Raw genomic sequence first — 15,666 nt, forward strand, 5'->3', positions numbered from 1 at the left:
GGGTCAGGGTTCCGGGGGGGTCAGATGGGGCGGTCGGCGAGGGCCCGCTCGAGGCGCTGGCGGGCCCGGGCCGCCTGGCGGGCGCGGTAGGCGATCGGCATGTAGCGGACGCGTTCCGGCAGCAGCGGGGTGGCACGGCCGATGACCGAGCAGACCGCGTGCAGCCTGCGCTCGTCGGCCGCGGTCCAGGACAGGCCGAGCTTGTCCCGCGCGCCCTGGGGAAGGGTGCCGATGGTGACGAACCGGCCGAGCCGCCCGCTCACCATGCTCACCGGGGCGAGCAGCGGGCGCAGCGCCGCGGGCACGCCGGGCGGGACGCGGTCCATCATCTCCAGCACCTCGTGGGCCACCCGGTGACCCACCAGGGTGTTGGCCACCATGTCGTCGAAGTAGGCCCAGTAGTCGGCGATGGTGGCCGGCAGCATTCTCTCCGGCACCTGCAGGATGCGGCCCAGCCGCATGAACTCGTCGAAGGTCTGCTGCTCCTCCTCGGCGGTCATCGGGCTGCCACCGAAGTACCGGGCCGCGGTGACGGCGGCGTAGAAACCGGTCAGATGCACCCACGCCCAGGGCCCGGCCGACAGGGCGTGATGCGTACGGCCGTGCTCGTCCACGGCGCTGAGGGACTTGTGCATCTCCCGCAGGCGCCGGCCCTCCTCGAGCGCGGCCTCGCCGCCGTACACCCAGGTCTGGACCGAGGCGAAACTGCGGGCGGCACGCCCCAGGGGGTCGGTGCGGAAGCTCGACCGCTGGTCGACCACAGTACCGATGGCCGGGTGCATCGCCTGCAGGATGAACGCGCTGTTGCCGGCCAGGGCCGAGGCGTACAGGCCGACCTGCTCCCACAGGATCGAGCCCGGCCCGAACGGCGCGGGCTCGGGGCGGGGGGTCTCCTCCGTGGTCGGCGCCGTCGTCGCCGGCCCGTCGGTCATCGTCATGTGTCCGGCCCTTCCTGATGACACTTCTGGAACTTTCTCCTTAAGCTAAACGCGAATAAGCAGTCGCTTACAAGTCGCGTTTCGGAGGAGGGCGGCCGATGCCCCATCCACCTGAACTTTCCCCCCGCAAGACGCCGCGCCAGGAGCGTTCACGTCAGATGGTGGAGCGCATCCTGGATGCCGCCACTCGCGTTCTGTCCGAGCGCGGCTACGACGGGGCCTCCACCAACCACATCGCGGCGGCCGCCGGCATCAGCAACGGCTCGCTGTACCAGTACTTCCCGAACAAGGACGCGATCGTCGTCGCGGTGCTGGACAGGTTCGCCGACCATCTCGCGAGCCGGATCGGCGCCCAGATCGAGGCCACCATGTCGGGACCGTGGGAGGCGAGCGGCCGGGCCCTGCTGGACGCCCAGATCAGGCTGTTCGACGAGCACTCCGACCTGCTGCGCATCATCGTGGAGCAGGTGCCGCGGCTGGGGCCGTTCGACAAGCTCGCCGCGCTCCAGCGGCGGATGACCGACCTGGTCCGGATGTACCTCATCCTCAACCGGGACAGGTTCCGCGCGGACCTGGACGTCGACACCGCGGTCTGGGTGCTCGCCGAGACCACCGGCCAGCTCTCGGTCCGGTACGTCCTCGACCGCCCGCCCATACCCCGCGACCGGATGGTCAACGAGCTGGCCGAACTCGTCATCCGCTACATCGCCAAGTGACGCCCGCCCCGCGGCGGCGAGGGGCCGCCGGACGGCCGAGCGCCGGGCGAACCGTCGGTGGCCGGTGATAGGCAGGGGGGATGGCACCTGTGCAGAACCGGCTCTTCGCCCGCTACTTCGACCGCTTCGGGGCGCGCAACGAGGAGCGCGGCAACCGCGAACTCCGCGGTGAGCTTCTCGCCGGGCTCTCCGGCCGGGTCCTGGAGGTGGGCGCCGGCACCGGGCTGAACTTCCCGCACTATCCGCCGCAGGTGCGGGAGGTGCTGGCGGTCGAGCCGGAGCCGTATCTCCGTGCCCGGGCCACCGCCGCGGCGGCGGACGCCCCCGTGCGGATCAGCGTGGCCGACGGCACCGCCGGCGACCTGCCCGCGCCCGACGGCGCCTTCGACGCCGTCGTGGTGTCCGGGGTGCTGTGCTCGGTGGCCGATGTGCGGGCGGCCGTCGCCGAGTTCCACCGGGTGCTGCGCCCGGGGGGCCGGCTGTGCTTCTACGAGCACGTACGCAGCCGTGACGCGGCGTTCGCCCGGCTCCAGCGGATCGCCGATCTGGCCTGGCCGCGCCTCATGGGAGGCTGCCGGGTCGCCCGTGACACCCGTGCGGAGATCGAGCGGGTGTTCACGATGGAGGCGTGCCGCGGCTTCCGTTTCCCGCCCTCCGCGCGCTTCTCCCCGGTGGCCCCGAGGATCATGGGCGTCGCCGGTAAGGACGGCCCCTGAGCAGGCACCCTTCCCGGGCGGCGGGCGTGCCCCGGCCGTTCACCGGGTCGGGAGCCATCGGCTGGTGGACGAACGCGGCGGATAGCATCCGTGGTGTCAGGACGATCCCGGTGACAGAGCGGTGGCATGTCCGAATACCGAATCGACGAGCTGGCGCAGGCCGCCGGGGTGACCGTGCGCAACGTGCGGGCCTACCAGGATCGTGGCGTGCTGCCGCCGCCGCGCCTGCGCGGCCGGGTCGGGCTCTACGACGACTCCCACCTCGCCCGGCTCCGGCTGATCGGCCAGCTTCTGGGCCGCGGTCACACCCTGGCCGGCATCGCCGACCTGATCTCCGCCTGGGAGCGCGGCCGCAACCTCAGTGACCTGCTCGGGCTGGAGAAGGTGCTCACCGACCCCTGGTCGGACGAGACCCCCGCCCACCTCGGCACCGCCGAGCTCGTGGAGATGTTCGGGCAGGAGCCGGAGTCCGACGACCTCGGCGCGCTGCTGCGGCTGGCCCAGGAGCACGGGTTCCTGGTGGCCGAGGGGGACGGGTTCAAGGTGCCCAGCCCCCGGCTGCTGCACGTCGGCGCCGAGCTCGTCGCCGCCGGCATCCCCCTGCCCGACGTCTTCGTCATCGCCGGGCAGCTTCGCGACGACTGCGCCGTCATCGCGCGCCGCTTCGTGGACCTCGCCCACCACCACGGTCCCCTCCAGGTCGACCCGCTCCTCATCGGGCCGGACGTCCCGGAGATCGCCGCCTTCATCCAGCGGCTCCGGCCGCTCGCCCATCTGGCGGTCGACGCCCTCCTCGCGCAGAGCATGGAGGCGGAGATACGCGCCCGGCTGGGCGACCAGATCGCCGCCGGGCTGCTGCAGGCCGGCACGGCCACACCTCCCGCGCGGCCCTGACCCGGGCGCGGCCCTGACCCGGGTGCGGCCCCGGCGGATCGGGGCCGGGTCCCCGGCCTTCCCGGGACCGCCGCAGGGCGGGACCTATCCCCGCCGCGCCGGGCCGGGGGAGCCGTCGTCGCCCGTGCCCGCGTCGTCCTCGGCGGGGTGGCGGCGCCGGTCGCGCCAGACCACCACGCAGATCACGGCCACCACGACGAGCGTGGGCACGAAGAAGGGGATAGCGGTGACCGCCGAGTGGGTCGCCAGCACCCCGGCGAGCGGCGTCACGTCCGTACCTTCTCGGGCGTCGCGGGCGGGGTCCGGGCGGGCTCGGGCATCAGCCGCGAGACGCGGGCCACACCCCAGCCGAGCGCGAGGACCAGGGCGATGGTGCAGGCGAGCACGACCGCCGAGGAGGCGGCCCACAGCCAGCCGGGCACATCGCTCTTCAGCTCACGCTGGAGGATCTTGCGCTCGTTCTGCGCGGGGCGGGTGAACTGCTGCGGGGCGGGCAGTTCCCCGGCGCCGATGGCCGGGTCGTCGGGCAGGTAGACGGGCACCGCGCTGAGCGACCGGCCGTCGTGCAGCCGGATCAGGGTCTTCCACTCTCCGTACAGCGGCATCGGCCGGGTGGTGCGGTACACGCCGTTGCCCAGCGGGGTCAGGCGGTCGACGTGCAGCCCGCCGCCCTGCCAGGCGGTGATCGCCACCCAGGTGGGGTCGTCGACGGCGCCGGCGGGGGAGAGGGTCACGCGGGCGTGGGCGCTGCGGTGGGCGGCGTCGCCGCTGACGGCGGTGAGCGTGACGGACGCCCGCACGTCGTGCGGGACGGTGATGACCAGGCCGTTGGCGACGGCGGCGGCCACCGCGACCAACGCCGCCGCGAAGATCGACCGGGTGACCACCGGCCGGGGCAGCCGTCCTTCCATGCCGAGCGCGAGCAACGCGCCCAGCAGGCCGCCGGCGACGCCGCCCACGACCGCCATGCCGACGCCCTCCACGAGGATGTCGCGGGTCCACGGCAGTCCCATCGCCACGTGGCTCCAGCCGTACTCGGCGGCGAACCCGAACGTGCCGATGAGCAGGCCGCTCACCACGGCGAACGGCAGCGCCCGGCGGGCCAGCGCCAGCGCCGCCACCTCCACGCACAGTGCCTCGGCGAAGTAGAGCGGCACCGCGGCCCACAGCTCGCCGATGATCCCGCCGACCACCAGCGAGACGCCGCCGCGTACGAGCATGTAGAACACGACGGAGAACACCGCGCCGCCCCGGCCGATCCACAGCCGTCCCGCCACCAGCGCGCAGCCCGAGGCCAGCGCGATCAAGAGGGGCTGGTGCACCAGCCGGAACTGCGGGACGCCGAAGTCGTACTCGGCCTGGAACACCGACAGGCCGATGAGGAGCCCGCCGGTGATGGCCGCGCGGCGGGCCGTGCGGCCCCAGGAGCCGATCTCGTCGGCCGGGTCCTGCCGGGCCTGTCGGCCCTCGCGTTCCAGGATCATGAGGGCGACCAGGGACAGCCCGGCGCCGCCGATGAGCATCAGGTGCGTCGGGCCCCAGAGGGTGACGTCCTGGCCGAAGATCCGGTGCCAGACGTCGTCGAGGGGAAAGCCGAGCAGCGCGTAGAAGCCGGCGCCGGCCAGCAGCACCCCGCCCGCGGGGGCGTACCAGTCGCGGGTGATCCGGACCGCCGCGACGCCCGGCCGCTCGCCTTTCGGCAGCACCACCGCCAGCACGCCGGCGCTGAAGATGCCGAACAGCCCGAGCAGGATCGGGTAGTGCGCGATGTTGGCCAGCGGCCCCTCGTCCCGGCCGTGCGAGATGTGCAGGGAGATGTCCCAGTACATCCCGAGCAGCGCGGTCACCAGCGAGACCAGCGACAGGGCGGAGGGCAGCGCGGCCCAGCCGGGCAGCCCGCGTCCCGGGCCGCGCTCGGACCACGTGGTCAGCCAGGTGAGCACGGGCAGGCGGCCGCTCCGGTGACCGAATCCGAGCGCCAGCAACGCTGCGGTCAGCACCGCCGCCGCGCCGCTGGCGATGAGCACCTGGTCGAGTGCGGCCCCGCCCGCGGGCTTCTGCTGTTCGGCGGCGAGCCGCAGGAGCGCTCCCGCTTCCGGGTCAATCAGTCGTTGCCACACGTGCGCTCCTATTGCCGACGAAACGGGGTACAAACCCGACCCGGCCGGAGTATGTCATTTTCCAATGTGTCATTGTCCACTGTCACGTATGTGGCTTCCGACACCTGAGCGAAGGGACGTGCATGTTGCCCCGTGTGAGGCCGACCCTGCTGACCGCGGCGGCCCTCGCCGCCGTCGTGACGGCCGCCGGATGCGGCACAGACGCCCCCGCCTCCCCGGCGGCCACGCCAGGCCGGACGTCCGCCGCCGCCCCGGCCCCCGCCGTCGTCACGGTGAACATCGTCCGCGGCAGGGTGGAGACCCGGCACAGGCGCGTCAAGGTGGCCCGCGGCCGTACCGTGCGCATCGTCGTCACCAGCGACGTCGCGGCCGAGTTCCACCTGCACGGCTACGACCGCACGCTGAGGCTGAAGCCCGGCGCGCCCGGCACGCTCGAGTTCACGGCCGGCCTGCCGGGGACGTTCGAGGCCGAGTTGCACGGCTCCGGGATCCGGCTGTTCGAACTGCAGGTGGGCTGAGCCGGTGCCGATCCTCGCGCACGGGCTCGGCGGGCGCACCGACCTTCCGCTGGACGCCACCGCCGCCATCCTCGGGGGCGGGGTCGCCGTGGCGGTGTCCTTCCTGGCACTGGGCGTCGCCTGGCGGCACGCCCGGCTGTCCCCGGACGCCGGGCGGCCGCTGCCCGGCCGTCTCACCCGCCTGCTCGGCTCACCCTCGCTCACCGCGGCGGGCCGGATCGCCGCGCTCGCCGCCGCCGCGCTGGTGGTCGTGGTCGCGCTGGCCGGGCCGCCCGCCGACCGGCACAACCTCGCGCCCTGGGCGTTGTTCGTGACGTTCTGGGTCGGCCTAGTCCCGGCGAGCGTTCTGCTCGGGCCCGTCTGGCGCCGGGTCAACCCGTTGCGGAGCCTGCACGCGGCGCTGTGCCGGATCACCGGTACACCGGTGCGGGGGCGCTGGCCCTGGCCCGCGCGGCTCGGATACTGGCCGGCCGCGGCCTGGCTCGCCGGGTTCGTCTGGCTGGAACTGGTCGCCCCGCACCGCTCCGACCCGCGGCTGGTGGGCCTGCTCATCCTCGGGTACGCGCTGGTCAACCTCGCGCTGGCCGGGGTGTACGGGGCGGGCTGGTTCGCCCGCGGTGACGGCTTCGAGGTCTACTCGACCCTGCTGGCCCGGATGTGCCCGATCGGCCGCCGCGGCGACGGCGTCCTGGTGTGGCGCACCCCGCTGACCGGGCTGATGAGCGGCGCCGCGGAACCCGGGCTGGTGGCCGTGGCCTGCCTGCTCATCGGCTCCACCGGCTTCGACGGCATCACCCGCACCACGTACTGGCGCGACCACGTCGACCCGGGCAGCCTGGCCGCGGGCACGCTTGGGCTGGCCGCGGCCGTCGGCGGCGTTACCCTGCTCTACCTGGGCGCGACGCGCGCCACCGCGGCGCTGACCGGAGAGCGGCCGGGCACGCTGCCGGGCCGGTTCGCCGCGACCCTGCTGCCCATCGCGCTGGGGTACACCCTGGCGCACTACTTCTCGTTCTTCCTGCTGGAGGGGCAGATGACGGTCATCCTGGCCAGTGATCCGTTCGGTACGGGCCTGAACCTGCTGGGCTCGACCGGGCACCGGATCGACTACGCGGCGGCCCCGCCGGCCCTGGTCGCCCTCGTACAGGTCAACGCCATCGTGCTCGGGCACATCGCGGCCACCATCGCCGCGCACGACCTGGCGCTGCGCACCCAGCCGCCCGGCCGGGTCGTGCGCGGCCAGCTCCCGCTCGCGGTCATGATGATCACTCTGACCTGCGCGGGCCTGTTCGCGCTGCTCAGCGGCTGACCGGCGGTCCGCAGATCACCATTCCCGGCCTCCGGAACGCGAACCGGGAGCGGCCGGCCCGCCGCGGCGGGACGGCGGCGCACGAGGGTCTCACCGGGGGGCGGGTGCGGACTCCCCGGGTTCGCCGCCCGGTTCGCCGCCGGTGAGCGCGGACAGCGCCTCCTCGGTGCGGCGGGTGTAGGTGTTGTCCGGTCCGAGCACGCGCCGGCGGGCGTCCAGGACCAGCCGGTACTGGCGCTCGGCCTCGTCGTGGCGGCCCTGCGCGGCGAAGGCCTGGGCCAGCGCGTGCCCCGTCGTCATGACGTGGGGGTGGTCCGGGCCGAGCAGGCGGAGCCGGAGATCGTAGAGCTCCCTGAGCTCGTGTTCGGCCTCGGGCGCCCGGCCCAGCGCCACCAGCGCCCGCGGGATCTCGTGCCGGGTCACAAGGGTGTCGGGGTGCTCGGGCCCCAGGACGCGCACCTTGGCCTCGTGGATCGACCGGAACTCCAGCTCCGCCTCGGCGGTCCGCCCCTGGGCCATGAACACGCGGGCCGCCTCGTGGCGCGTCGCGAGCGTGTCCGGGTGGTCCGGTCCCAGCGTCCGCAGCCGGGCCTCGTAGGTCTGCCGCATCTCCTCCTCCGCGTCCGCCAGCCTGTCCTGGTCGGCGATGACCCGCGCGAGGTTGTGGCGGATGGTCAGAGTCTTGGGATGCTCCGGCCCGAGGACCCTCTCCCGGTCCTGGAGGATCCCGCGGAACTCGCCCTCAGCGTCGGCGGCCCGGCCCAGGAACATGTACGCGCTCGCGTGCCGATGCCGGAGCTCGAGAACGGCCGGGTCGTCGGCCGGCAGCCGGTCCGTGGCCGCCTTCAGCGCCAGCTCGGTGAGGTCCGCGGCGGAACGGTAGGAGCCGCTCCAGGTGAGGGCGGCCGCGCAGGCGGAGGAGGCCTCGGCCAGTGACGTGAGGCCGGGCGTGCCGAGCTCGCCGGGGACACTCCGCCAGAGCCGGTACGCGTGCGGGTAGAGCCGTCTCCACTCCGGCCAGTCCGCGGCACGGTCGGCGTGCAGCGCACCGACGGCCCGGGCCACCAGGGCGGCCGCGACTCCGGCGGTCCGCCTGCCGAGGTCGTCACCGGCCAGCAGGCGCCGCGTGGTCTCGGCCACCAGCGGATGGACGACCACGCCCGGCGGCCCGGCGGCCATGTCCGTCGTGTCGCTCTCGATCAGGCCCACCGAGTGCAGGGCCGTGAGGCCGGCGCTCACGCCGTCGCCGCCGCGTTCCCCGCAGACGCCGCCGAGCAGCTCGTGGTCCAGCAGGAACGCCGGGATCGGAGCCGAGGCCGCGAAACAGGAGAGGACTCCCAGCAGGGCGCGCGCCTGGGGGAGACCCTGCCCGGCCAGCAGGTCGAGCGACAGCTCCCACGTCGTCGTGATGTTCGACCGGGCGTCCGCGCTCTCGCTCATCATCCGTGGCCCCTTGCTCTCCAGTGCTTCACGGTAGGCGGTGAAGTGCCGCTCCGCCGAGAAGGCGGCACCGAGATGCTTGCCGGCATGGCGCAGCGCCAGGGCCAGCCCGCCCAGCCGGGCGGACAGCGCCTCCGCCTCGGCCTGCGTTCCCGCTCCCGGAGCCAGGTCGAGCAGGACCCTGGCGCCCTCCGCGGCCGACAGCGCGCTCAGCGGGTGGATCGAGACGTGCCGTCCCCACTGCGCGGCGTCGCCGACCCGGCTGGTGACCAGGATCAGGCCGGAGGAGGTGGGCCGCAGCCACCCGTTGCCGCCGTCGACCGGCTGGTCCCCGACCCGCAGCACGCCGGGGTCGTCCGCGTTGTCGATCACCAGCAGCCAGCCCCGGGCGGCGTCCAGGAAACGCCAGAGCAGATCGGCCGGGTTGCGCCGCCCGGCCAGCGCCTCCTCGACCTCGCCGGCCGTCGCGCCCAGCTCGCGGGCCAGCCCGAGCAGTTGCGTGGTGAGCGAGCCGGCCTCGGCCGCCGGCACCCACCAGACCGGCCGCCCCCGGTCCCGGACGTCGGCCGCCAGCTTCAGGGCCACGGTGGTCTTGCCGGTGCCGCCGAGCCCCGCGACCAGATGCACCCGGCCGTCGGGGGTCTCGACCAGCGCGTGCAGCTCGGCGAGCAGGTCGCCGCGGCCGTGGACCCGGTCCGGGAGCCGCCCGGTGGGCGGCGGCAGCGCCCCGATCGCGGTGAGCCCGGCCCCCGCGAGCGCAGGCGGGGCGCCCCGGTCATCGGCCGGCGGGTTCAGCGCGGGCGGGGGAGTCCGCCGCAGCTGCAACCAGGAGAACACGGTCGCCACCACCGCGACCACCAAGCCCGCGGCCGTCAGCGTCATCGCGAGGTCCATGCCGCGAGACTATGGAGCGCCGCGGGCGCCGTCGACCCGTTCGATCAAGACCGGGCGGGCGGCGGCCGGTTCGTGCCGGACCCGGCAGCGGGCGCTCACGGCCGGCGGGCCGCCGGGACCGTCGCGCCCCGGCGCCGGGGCGCGGTGAGCACACAGGCGAGCCGCAGGGGCCGCGCCCCGGTGGCGCGGACGACATGGGAGACGCCGCTCGGCAGGCAGAGCGCGCCGGACTCCGCCAGCGGCAGCGTCCCGCCGGCGGTGACGCACTCGCCGGTCCCGCCGAGCACCAGCAGCAGCTGGTCCAGCGGGTAGGTCTCCTCCTCGGGATCCTCGGCGGCGGGCACCGTCATGACGATCAGCTGGCCCTCCGGACCGGAGAACAGCGTCTCGGGCAGATCCTCGGCAAGCCAGTCCAGCCCGTCCGCCGCGGCGGTCGCCGGCCGGACCGCGTGCCGTCCGGTGGCCGGGATCGCCAGCGCGGCCGCGCACAGCGCGTACGCCACCGCGTCGCCCATCCGTTGCGCCTCGCCGGGAGGCCTCCCGGTCAGGGCCGCGGCCCGCTGGGCGGCCCGGAACCCGGCCTCGGCCAGGGCGCGGAATGCCGTGGGCGGTTCCTCGGACTCTCCGGTCCGGTCGAGGTGAGTCCCGGCGCTCCGGCCGAAGGACTCCAGCGCGTGGGCGACCTCGGTCCAGGCCGCCGTGGTCTCGCTCGTCATGGCGGCCACGGTGTCCCGCCGGGGATCCCGGCGGACAGTGGCCGGTGTCCCGTCCTGGCCGGGAGGGCCTCCCGGCCGTGGGCGTCGCGGCCGGGCGGGGCGCGCCGGTCACAACGCCAGTGCGAGGACCTCCGCGCCGGGCAGGCCGGCCAGCGCCGGGCCGGGCAGCAGCAGCTTGGAGCGCCGGACGCCGGAGCCGATGACGACGTACGGCTCGCGGCCGACCTCCTCGTCCACCAGGATCGGCCAGTCCCCGGGCAGGCCCAGCGGGGTGATGCCGCCGTACTCCATCCCGGTCAGCGCCGTCGCCTGGTCCATCGGGGCGAACGAGGTCTTGCGGGCGTCCAGCCGCCGCCGCACGACGCCGTTCACGTCGGCCCGCCGGGTGGCGAGCACCATGCACGCGGCATAGCGGGTCTCCCCGCCGCGCCTGCCCGCGACGATCACACAGTTGGCGCTGGCCGCGACCGGGACGTCGTAGCGCTCGCAGAACGCCGCCGTGTCGGCCAGCTCCGGGTCGATCTCCGCGACCCGCACGTCGCCGTGTTCTCCCAGGGCGTGCTCTTTCAGGGCATGTGCCACCGGTGCGGCGAGCAGGTCCGGCCGGCCGGCCGCCGGTACCCAGGTGAGGTTGCCGATCATTTGTTTTCTCCCCCTCGGAAAGTCGGTCGTTCCGGTCTCGTGACAGCTCGGATGCCCCGGTCCGGCGACGCACGCCGGGCCCGCCGGTCAGCGCGCCCTGGCGGCCAGCGCCTCGACGGCGGCCGCCACCGCGGCGGGGTCGGAGATCATCGTCAGGTGATGGGCGCCAGGGATCAAGGTGGGGGCGGGCGCGCCGATGCGGGCCGCGGTCTCGGCGGGAGCGTCCTTGGCGAAGACGTCGTCGGACGCGCCGAAGACGACGGCCTTCGGGGCGGCGACCGCCCGCAGCCCGGCCAGCCGGGCGGGGTCCACGCCGGGCACCCCGGCCGCCACCAGGTCCCACAGGCCGGCTTCGGCCCCGGGCACCTGGAAGGGACGGCGCCACTGGTCGAGCCCGGCGCGGTCCAGCCGCGGGCACGCCGGGCCGCACTGGCGGGAGTACACGCTGCGGATGATCCAGTCCGAGCGCAGGGCCAGCCGCAGCATGCTGACGCGGTACGGCGGGATCAGCAGGTAGCGCACCGGGGAGCGGGCGCCGGCCCCGGTGGCGAGCGCGTCGCCGTCGAGGAACATCAGCCCGCCGACCCGGTCCGGCGCGCGCAGGGTGGCTTCCGCGGCGGCCGCCGCGCCGCTGGAGTGCGCGACCAGCACGGGCCGGTCGCGCGGCCCGCCGAGGTGCATGGCGTCCAGGAACCCGAGCAGCTGCCCGGCCAGATGGCCGGTGGTGTACGGGCCGCGCCGGTCGCTGTAGCCGTAGCCGGTCAGGTCGAGCGCGTACACCCGGTGGTCACGGGCGAGCAGCGGAGCCAGCCGCGACCAGGTGTCGGCGGACTCGAAGGCGCCGTGCACCAGCACCACCGGGCTCCCGGTGGAGCCCCAGGTGCGGTAGCGGGTCAGCACGTCCCCGGCCCGCGTGTAGGACATCCCCTCCGGCGGAGTGGCCCGGTGGGCGGTGAGGGCGTTGTAGCCGAAGGAGGCGAGCGTGACGACCAGGATCACCGCGAGCGCCGCCAGGCCGGCCCGGCGCGCCCAGCGGCGCGGCCACGACCGGGGCGGCCGCCGGGTCGCCGGTTCTTCGGGGACCGGTTCTGCGCCGGACGACGCGATGGCCGGGGAGCCTGGGTCGGAGGTCACCTGAGGCACGGTATCGCCCGCGACCGGTCGGTCGTACGGAACGCCCGGTGCGGGCCCCTGGTGACCGCGGAAGTGGGAGCGAAGGAGGTCAGGTACGGTCGTGCACCCCGGTCTTGACCGCGGTGAGCAGGGAGCGCCAGCCGTCGCCGTCGAAGGCCAGCACGGCACCGTCCGGATGTTTGGAGTCGCGAACGGCCACGAGCCGCCCGGCCCTGGCCACCTCGACGCACTCGCCCTCGTTGCCGCCGCTGTGGCTGCTCTTACGCCACACGGCCGCGACCTCGACGCACTCGCCTTCGTCGGCTCCGCTGTGGCTGCTCTTGCGCCATACGGCCGCGACCTCGACACAGCTGCCTTCGTTGCCGCCGCTGTGGCTGCTCTTGCGCCATGCGGCACCGGTCAGTTCGGGGGTGTTCATACCTGTGACGCTAGCTCCTCGATCAGTCCCAGTGAATGGGCTCGGTCCAGCGAGGCGGCGAGCAGCAATTCGAAGATCTCCTCATGGGAGGCGACCTCGTCCTCGTCCTCCACGAACAGGCTTCGGGTGAACTGCTCGACGACCGAGACGGTGAGCCGCCCCGGTGGGCGGAGAACGAACAAGTCGAACGGCGCGGCGAGCCAGAGATAAGCGCCCGCAGTGGCCGGGAGCACGCGTACCTCCACGTGATCAAGCCTGGCGGCCTCGACCAGCTTGCGGAGCTGGGCCCGCATCAACTGCGGGCTGCCGACCTGGTTGCGCAGCGCCGCTTCACTGATGACCGGCTGGTAGCGCGGCGGGTCGGGGCGGGCCAGCACCCGCTGCCGGGCCAGCCGGAAGTCGACCAGCGCCCTGGTGCTCCGGACAGTGGCGTACGGCCCGACCTTGATGAGGGCGGCGGTGTAGTCGGGTAGCTGGAGCAGGCCGGGCAGGACGCTGGGCTGGAAGGTGCGGATCAGGGCCGCGTCCTCTTCCAGGCTGGCCAGGTCGAGGGCGGCGGCGGAGATCCGGCCCTCGTACGCCCGGCCCCAGTTCCCGCCGGGGCTGTGGGTGGCCAGGTGGATCAGAGATTCGCGCAGGGTGGGGTCGGTGGCGCCGTAGAAGTCGAGCAGGTCGGCCAGCTCCTGCGGATCGACCGGGTGCAGGCCGTTCTCCAGCGTGCTGAGCCAGCTCTTGGACCGGCCGTACCGCCGGGCGGCGGTGCCGACGGTCATGCCGGTCGCCTCGCGGGCCTTGCGCAGCGCCGACCCGATCCGGCGGAGGCGGACGGAGGGCCTGGTCCCGGAAGGCATGACCCCACGCTGTCACGCTCCGTACCGGCTCGTATTCGATTCCGTGGCGGGAGAACGTTCTCCCGACGTACCTGCCGCAGGCCCGAGACCTGCCCTAGACAGGCCCTGCGTGATCACGCATCCGTTTCGGGGCGTTTCTCGCCGCAGGATGCCGGGGGCGGTGCCGTTCGCCGCTTGCATTGCCGTGACCACCGATACGCGGCGGCAGGCTTGGGGCCGGCTGATCGGCAGGCCGGGTGGGTCCGGCAGGCCGCGTGGGTGTGGTCAGGGCAAATGCAAACGCGAGGCGGTCCCCCTCACCGACTAAGCCGATCACGTTTGGCGAGCTCGACGCGGATGCGAGGGCGTCCATCAATCGTTCGACGATTGATTGCATGATCACGAAGGGGTTGCTCTCCGTGAGCCACGGGGCGGGGTGTTATTCGTAGGGGTCGGGGGGTGGGGGAACCTCGGTCAGGCTGGTGGCGTGCAGTTGGGCGACGTCGTCCGGGGAGCGCTGGAAGGTCCCGGTGACCGTCACCCACCGGTCGCGGGCCGGCGGGGTCCCGGTGATGCCGGTCACCCGCACGACGGCGGAGACGGCGTCGGCGGCGCAGCAGGCGATCTGGTAGCGCGCGATGCGGAAGCCGCCGCGGTCGGAGGTGCGGGCCACGAAGCCGGTCAGCCGCACCGGCGTCGAGCCGAAGCCGGCGCCGTCATGGTCGAGCACGCGCTCGTCGAACTCCAGCAGCGACATGGGCACCACGCCCCCGCCGGCGGGCAGCGGGTCATAGGTCCGCCCGCCGGATGTGACCCTGACGGCCGCGCTCCGGTCCACCCCGTAGCTGCCCAGGGCGGGCGGGGTGACCAGCAGCAGCGCGAGGACGGGGGCGAGCAGCAGCCACCCCACCCGATCCCCGTGCCCATGCTCGTGCCCATGCCCGTGATCGTGCCCCCTGGTGGGCCGATGCGCCGGTCCGTCCGCCGGTCCGCCTGCCGGTTCACTCGCCGGTTCGCCTGGCGGTCTGCCTGCCGGTACGACCCGCCGCGCCGGCCACAGGGCCCGTACGACGCCGGTGAGTCCCAGGGCGACGAGCAGCACGCCCGCGACGAGCAGCCACCAGCCCATGCCGACCCGGACGTACCGCGCGTACGCGCCGCCGGCCCACAGCCGGACCATCAGCGCGCCGACCAGCAGCACGGTCGTGGCGCGGGCCTCCTCCGTCACAGCAGCCACCACCCGACGAGCGCCGCGGAGCCGGTCGCGACCACGAAGGTGGCCAGCGAGAAGCGCCAGGCGAACCGGAGACCGAACGTGCCCGCCTGGAGCGCGAACAGCTTCAGGTCGACCATGGGCCCGACGACCAGGAACGCCAGCCGCGCGCTCAGGGAGAACTGCTTGAGCCCGGCGGCGACGAAGGCGTCGGCCTCCGAGCAGAGCGAGATCAGCACGGCGAAGACCGCCAGCACCAGCAGCGACACCGGCCCGGGGGAGGCGAGGGAGTCCACCAGGCTGCGCGGCACCAGCGTCTGCAGGGCCGCCGCCGCGCCGGCGCCGATCACCAGGAAGCCGCCTGCCTGCAGGAAGTCGTGCTGCGCCGTGGCCAGGAACACGGCCGGCCTGGACCCGTCCCCGGCGTGCGGCGTGCGGGCCGCCCTGGTGAGCAGGTCGTCGCGGCCCAGCACGATCCACAGCAGCCCCATGCCGACGGAGGCGGCCACGCCGGCCACCAGCCGCGCGACCACCATCTCGGGGTTGCCGGGAAAGGCCACCGCGGTGGAGACCAGCACGATCGGGTTGATCGCCGGGGCGGACAGCATGAACGCGAACGCCGCCGCGGGGGTGACGCCGCTCGCGGCGAGCCGGGCGGCGATGGGCACCGAGCCGCACTCGCAGCCGGGCAGCGCGGCGCCCAGCGCGGCGGCGGCGGGCACCGCGAGCGCGGGACGCCCGGGCAGCCACCGGGCGATCGCCCCCGGCGGCACGAACGCGGCGATGGCCGCGCTCACCGCGACGCCGAGCACCAGGAACGGCACGGCCTGAATCGTGATCGCGACGAAGACGGTCGCCCAGTTGGCGGCGGCGGGCCGGTCCAGCAGGCCGGTCAGCACCGGGCGCAGTGCCACGGCGGCGACGACGAGCACGGTCACCAGCGGCAGGCCGGGCGTCCGGAGACCGCGCCGGCCGGCGGGCGGCTCCTCGGCGGGCGATTCCGCCGGGGCCGCAGGGATGACCGGTTTGTGCACGAACGGCAATGTAATGGGGGCTAGAGCCGGTTGTGTACGGGAAAAGTCACAACGCCAGTACGACTTAACCGGGCGTCTTCTTCTTCGCCACCGTGACGTGACACCGTCTGGGCCGTACGTCACGGTGGGACCGC

At 74.3% G+C, this 15,666-nt stretch carries 16 protein-coding genes; 5 read left to right on the forward strand and 11 right to left on the reverse strand.

What is annotated here, in order from left to right:
* Positions 1-20: 20 nt before the first annotated feature.
* The gene (locus ACRYCC_RS31915; RefSeq protein ID WP_433817460.1) at positions 21-938 is read right to left on the reverse strand and encodes an oxygenase MpaB family protein; all 918 of its coding nucleotides are present in this window, start codon (positions 936-938) and stop codon (positions 21-23) included.
* A gap of 158 nt (positions 939-1,096) precedes the next feature.
* Between ACRYCC_RS31915 and ACRYCC_RS31920 the strand changes: the two genes are divergently transcribed.
* The 3 genes from ACRYCC_RS31920 to ACRYCC_RS31930 all read left to right on the forward strand — a co-directional run bounded on the left by ACRYCC_RS31920 (position 1,097) and on the right by ACRYCC_RS31930 (position 3,264).
* Positions 1,097-1,654 (forward strand): TetR/AcrR family transcriptional regulator, encoded by a 558-nt coding sequence (locus tag ACRYCC_RS31920; RefSeq protein WP_433817461.1) that lies wholly within the window; start codon positions 1,097-1,099, stop codon positions 1,652-1,654.
* 80 nt (positions 1,655-1,734) lie between these two features.
* On the forward strand, positions 1,735-2,370 hold the full coding sequence (locus tag ACRYCC_RS31925; RefSeq protein WP_433817462.1) for a class I SAM-dependent methyltransferase: 636 nt from the start codon (positions 1,735-1,737) through the stop codon (positions 2,368-2,370).
* A 126-nt stretch (positions 2,371-2,496) separates the two neighbouring features.
* Positions 2,497-3,264, forward strand: a complete 768-nt coding sequence (locus tag ACRYCC_RS31930; protein ID WP_433817463.1) for a MerR family transcriptional regulator — start codon at positions 2,497-2,499, stop codon at positions 3,262-3,264.
* A gap of 84 nt (positions 3,265-3,348) precedes the next feature.
* Here the strand turns inward: ACRYCC_RS31930 and ACRYCC_RS31935 are convergent, their stop codons facing one another.
* Positions 3,349-3,534 (reverse strand): hypothetical protein, encoded by a 186-nt coding sequence (locus ACRYCC_RS31935; RefSeq protein ID WP_433817464.1) that lies wholly within the window; start codon positions 3,532-3,534, stop codon positions 3,349-3,351.
* Positions 3,531-5,384 (reverse strand): hypothetical protein, encoded by a 1,854-nt coding sequence (locus ACRYCC_RS31940; protein ID WP_433817465.1) that lies wholly within the window; start codon positions 5,382-5,384, stop codon positions 3,531-3,533. Before ACRYCC_RS31940 ends, ACRYCC_RS31935 begins: the two co-directional genes overlap by 4 nt.
* Positions 5,385-5,506: 122 nt before the next feature.
* Between ACRYCC_RS31940 and ACRYCC_RS31945 the strand changes: the two genes are divergently transcribed.
* Positions 5,507-5,902, forward strand: a complete 396-nt coding sequence (locus ACRYCC_RS31945; protein WP_433817466.1) for a cupredoxin domain-containing protein — start codon at positions 5,507-5,509, stop codon at positions 5,900-5,902.
* A gap of 4 nt (positions 5,903-5,906) precedes the next feature.
* Positions 5,907-7,211, forward strand: coding sequence for a hypothetical protein (locus tag ACRYCC_RS31950; protein ID WP_433817467.1), 1,305 nt, complete (start codon positions 5,907-5,909; stop codon positions 7,209-7,211).
* 90 nt (positions 7,212-7,301) lie between these two features.
* Here ACRYCC_RS31950 and ACRYCC_RS31955 read toward each other — a convergent pair whose 3' ends face one another.
* The 8 genes from ACRYCC_RS31955 to ACRYCC_RS31990 form a co-directional block, all read right to left on the reverse strand.
* Positions 7,302-9,545, reverse strand: a complete 2,244-nt coding sequence (locus tag ACRYCC_RS31955) for a tetratricopeptide repeat protein (RefSeq protein ID WP_433817468.1) — start codon at positions 9,543-9,545, stop codon at positions 7,302-7,304.
* Between the two features lie 95 nt (positions 9,546-9,640).
* Positions 9,641-10,261: a cupin domain-containing protein gene (locus ACRYCC_RS31960; protein ID WP_433817469.1), complete on the reverse strand. Its 621-nt coding sequence runs from the start codon at positions 10,259-10,261 to the stop codon at positions 9,641-9,643.
* 108 nt (positions 10,262-10,369) lie between these two features.
* Complete coding sequence (locus tag ACRYCC_RS31965; RefSeq protein WP_433817470.1) at positions 10,370-10,903, reverse strand: YbaK/EbsC family protein; 534 nt, start codon at positions 10,901-10,903, stop codon at positions 10,370-10,372.
* Positions 10,904-10,990: 87 nt separating this feature from the next.
* Complete coding sequence (locus ACRYCC_RS31970) at positions 10,991-12,037, reverse strand: alpha/beta fold hydrolase (protein ID WP_433817471.1); 1,047 nt, start codon at positions 12,035-12,037, stop codon at positions 10,991-10,993.
* Between the two features lie 88 nt (positions 12,038-12,125).
* On the reverse strand, positions 12,126-12,455 hold the full coding sequence (locus ACRYCC_RS31975) for a DUF397 domain-containing protein (protein WP_433817472.1): 330 nt from the start codon (positions 12,453-12,455) through the stop codon (positions 12,126-12,128).
* On the reverse strand, positions 12,452-13,306 hold the full coding sequence (locus tag ACRYCC_RS31980; protein ID WP_433817473.1) for a helix-turn-helix domain-containing protein: 855 nt from the start codon (positions 13,304-13,306) through the stop codon (positions 12,452-12,454). Before ACRYCC_RS31980 ends, ACRYCC_RS31975 begins: the two co-directional genes overlap by 4 nt.
* 418 nt (positions 13,307-13,724) lie before the next feature.
* Entirely contained in the window at positions 13,725-14,522 is a 798-nt protein-coding gene (locus tag ACRYCC_RS31985; protein WP_433817474.1) for a TIGR03943 family putative permease subunit, read from the reverse strand.
* Entirely contained in the window at positions 14,510-15,532 is a 1,023-nt protein-coding gene (locus ACRYCC_RS31990) for a permease (RefSeq protein ID WP_433817475.1), read from the reverse strand. The genes ACRYCC_RS31985 and ACRYCC_RS31990 overlap by 13 nt, the downstream gene beginning before the upstream one ends.
* Positions 15,533-15,666: the final 134 nt, after the last annotated feature.

It is taken from the genome of Actinomadura scrupuli, assembly GCF_050971785.1.
In the GTDB taxonomy this organism is placed as follows: domain Bacteria; phylum Actinomycetota; class Actinomycetes; order Streptosporangiales; family Streptosporangiaceae; genus Actinomadura_E; species Actinomadura_E scrupuli.

What these genes read in the sequence shown, in the direction of transcription:
- ACRYCC_RS31975 (WP_433817472.1), bottom strand. Translation starts at nt 12,455, where the DNA reads ATGAACACCCCCGAACTGACCGGTGCCGCATGGCGCAAGAGCAGCCAC.
- ACRYCC_RS31980 (WP_433817473.1), bottom strand. Translation starts at nt 13,306, where the DNA reads ATGCCTTCCGGGACCAGGCCCTCCGTCCGCCTCCGCCGGATCGGGTCG.
- ACRYCC_RS31920 (WP_433817461.1), top strand. Translation starts at nt 1,097, where the DNA reads ATGGTGGAGCGCATCCTGGATGCCGCCACTCGCGTTCTGTCCGAGCGC.
- ACRYCC_RS31965 (WP_433817470.1), bottom strand. Translation starts at nt 10,903, where the DNA reads ATGATCGGCAACCTCACCTGGGTACCGGCGGCCGGCCGGCCGGACCTG.
- ACRYCC_RS31925 (WP_433817462.1), top strand. Translation starts at nt 1,735, where the DNA reads ATGGCACCTGTGCAGAACCGGCTCTTCGCCCGCTACTTCGACCGCTTC.
- ACRYCC_RS31955 (WP_433817468.1), bottom strand. Translation starts at nt 9,545, where the DNA reads ATGGACCTCGCGATGACGCTGACGGCCGCGGGCTTGGTGGTCGCGGTG.
- ACRYCC_RS31930 (WP_433817463.1), top strand. Translation starts at nt 2,497, where the DNA reads ATGTCCGAATACCGAATCGACGAGCTGGCGCAGGCCGCCGGGGTGACC.
- ACRYCC_RS31960 (WP_433817469.1), bottom strand. Translation starts at nt 10,261, where the DNA reads ATGACGAGCGAGACCACGGCGGCCTGGACCGAGGTCGCCCACGCGCTG.
- ACRYCC_RS31945 (WP_433817466.1), top strand. Translation starts at nt 5,507, where the DNA reads ATGTTGCCCCGTGTGAGGCCGACCCTGCTGACCGCGGCGGCCCTCGCC.
- ACRYCC_RS31915 (WP_433817460.1), bottom strand. Translation starts at nt 938, where the DNA reads ATGACGATGACCGACGGGCCGGCGACGACGGCGCCGACCACGGAGGAG.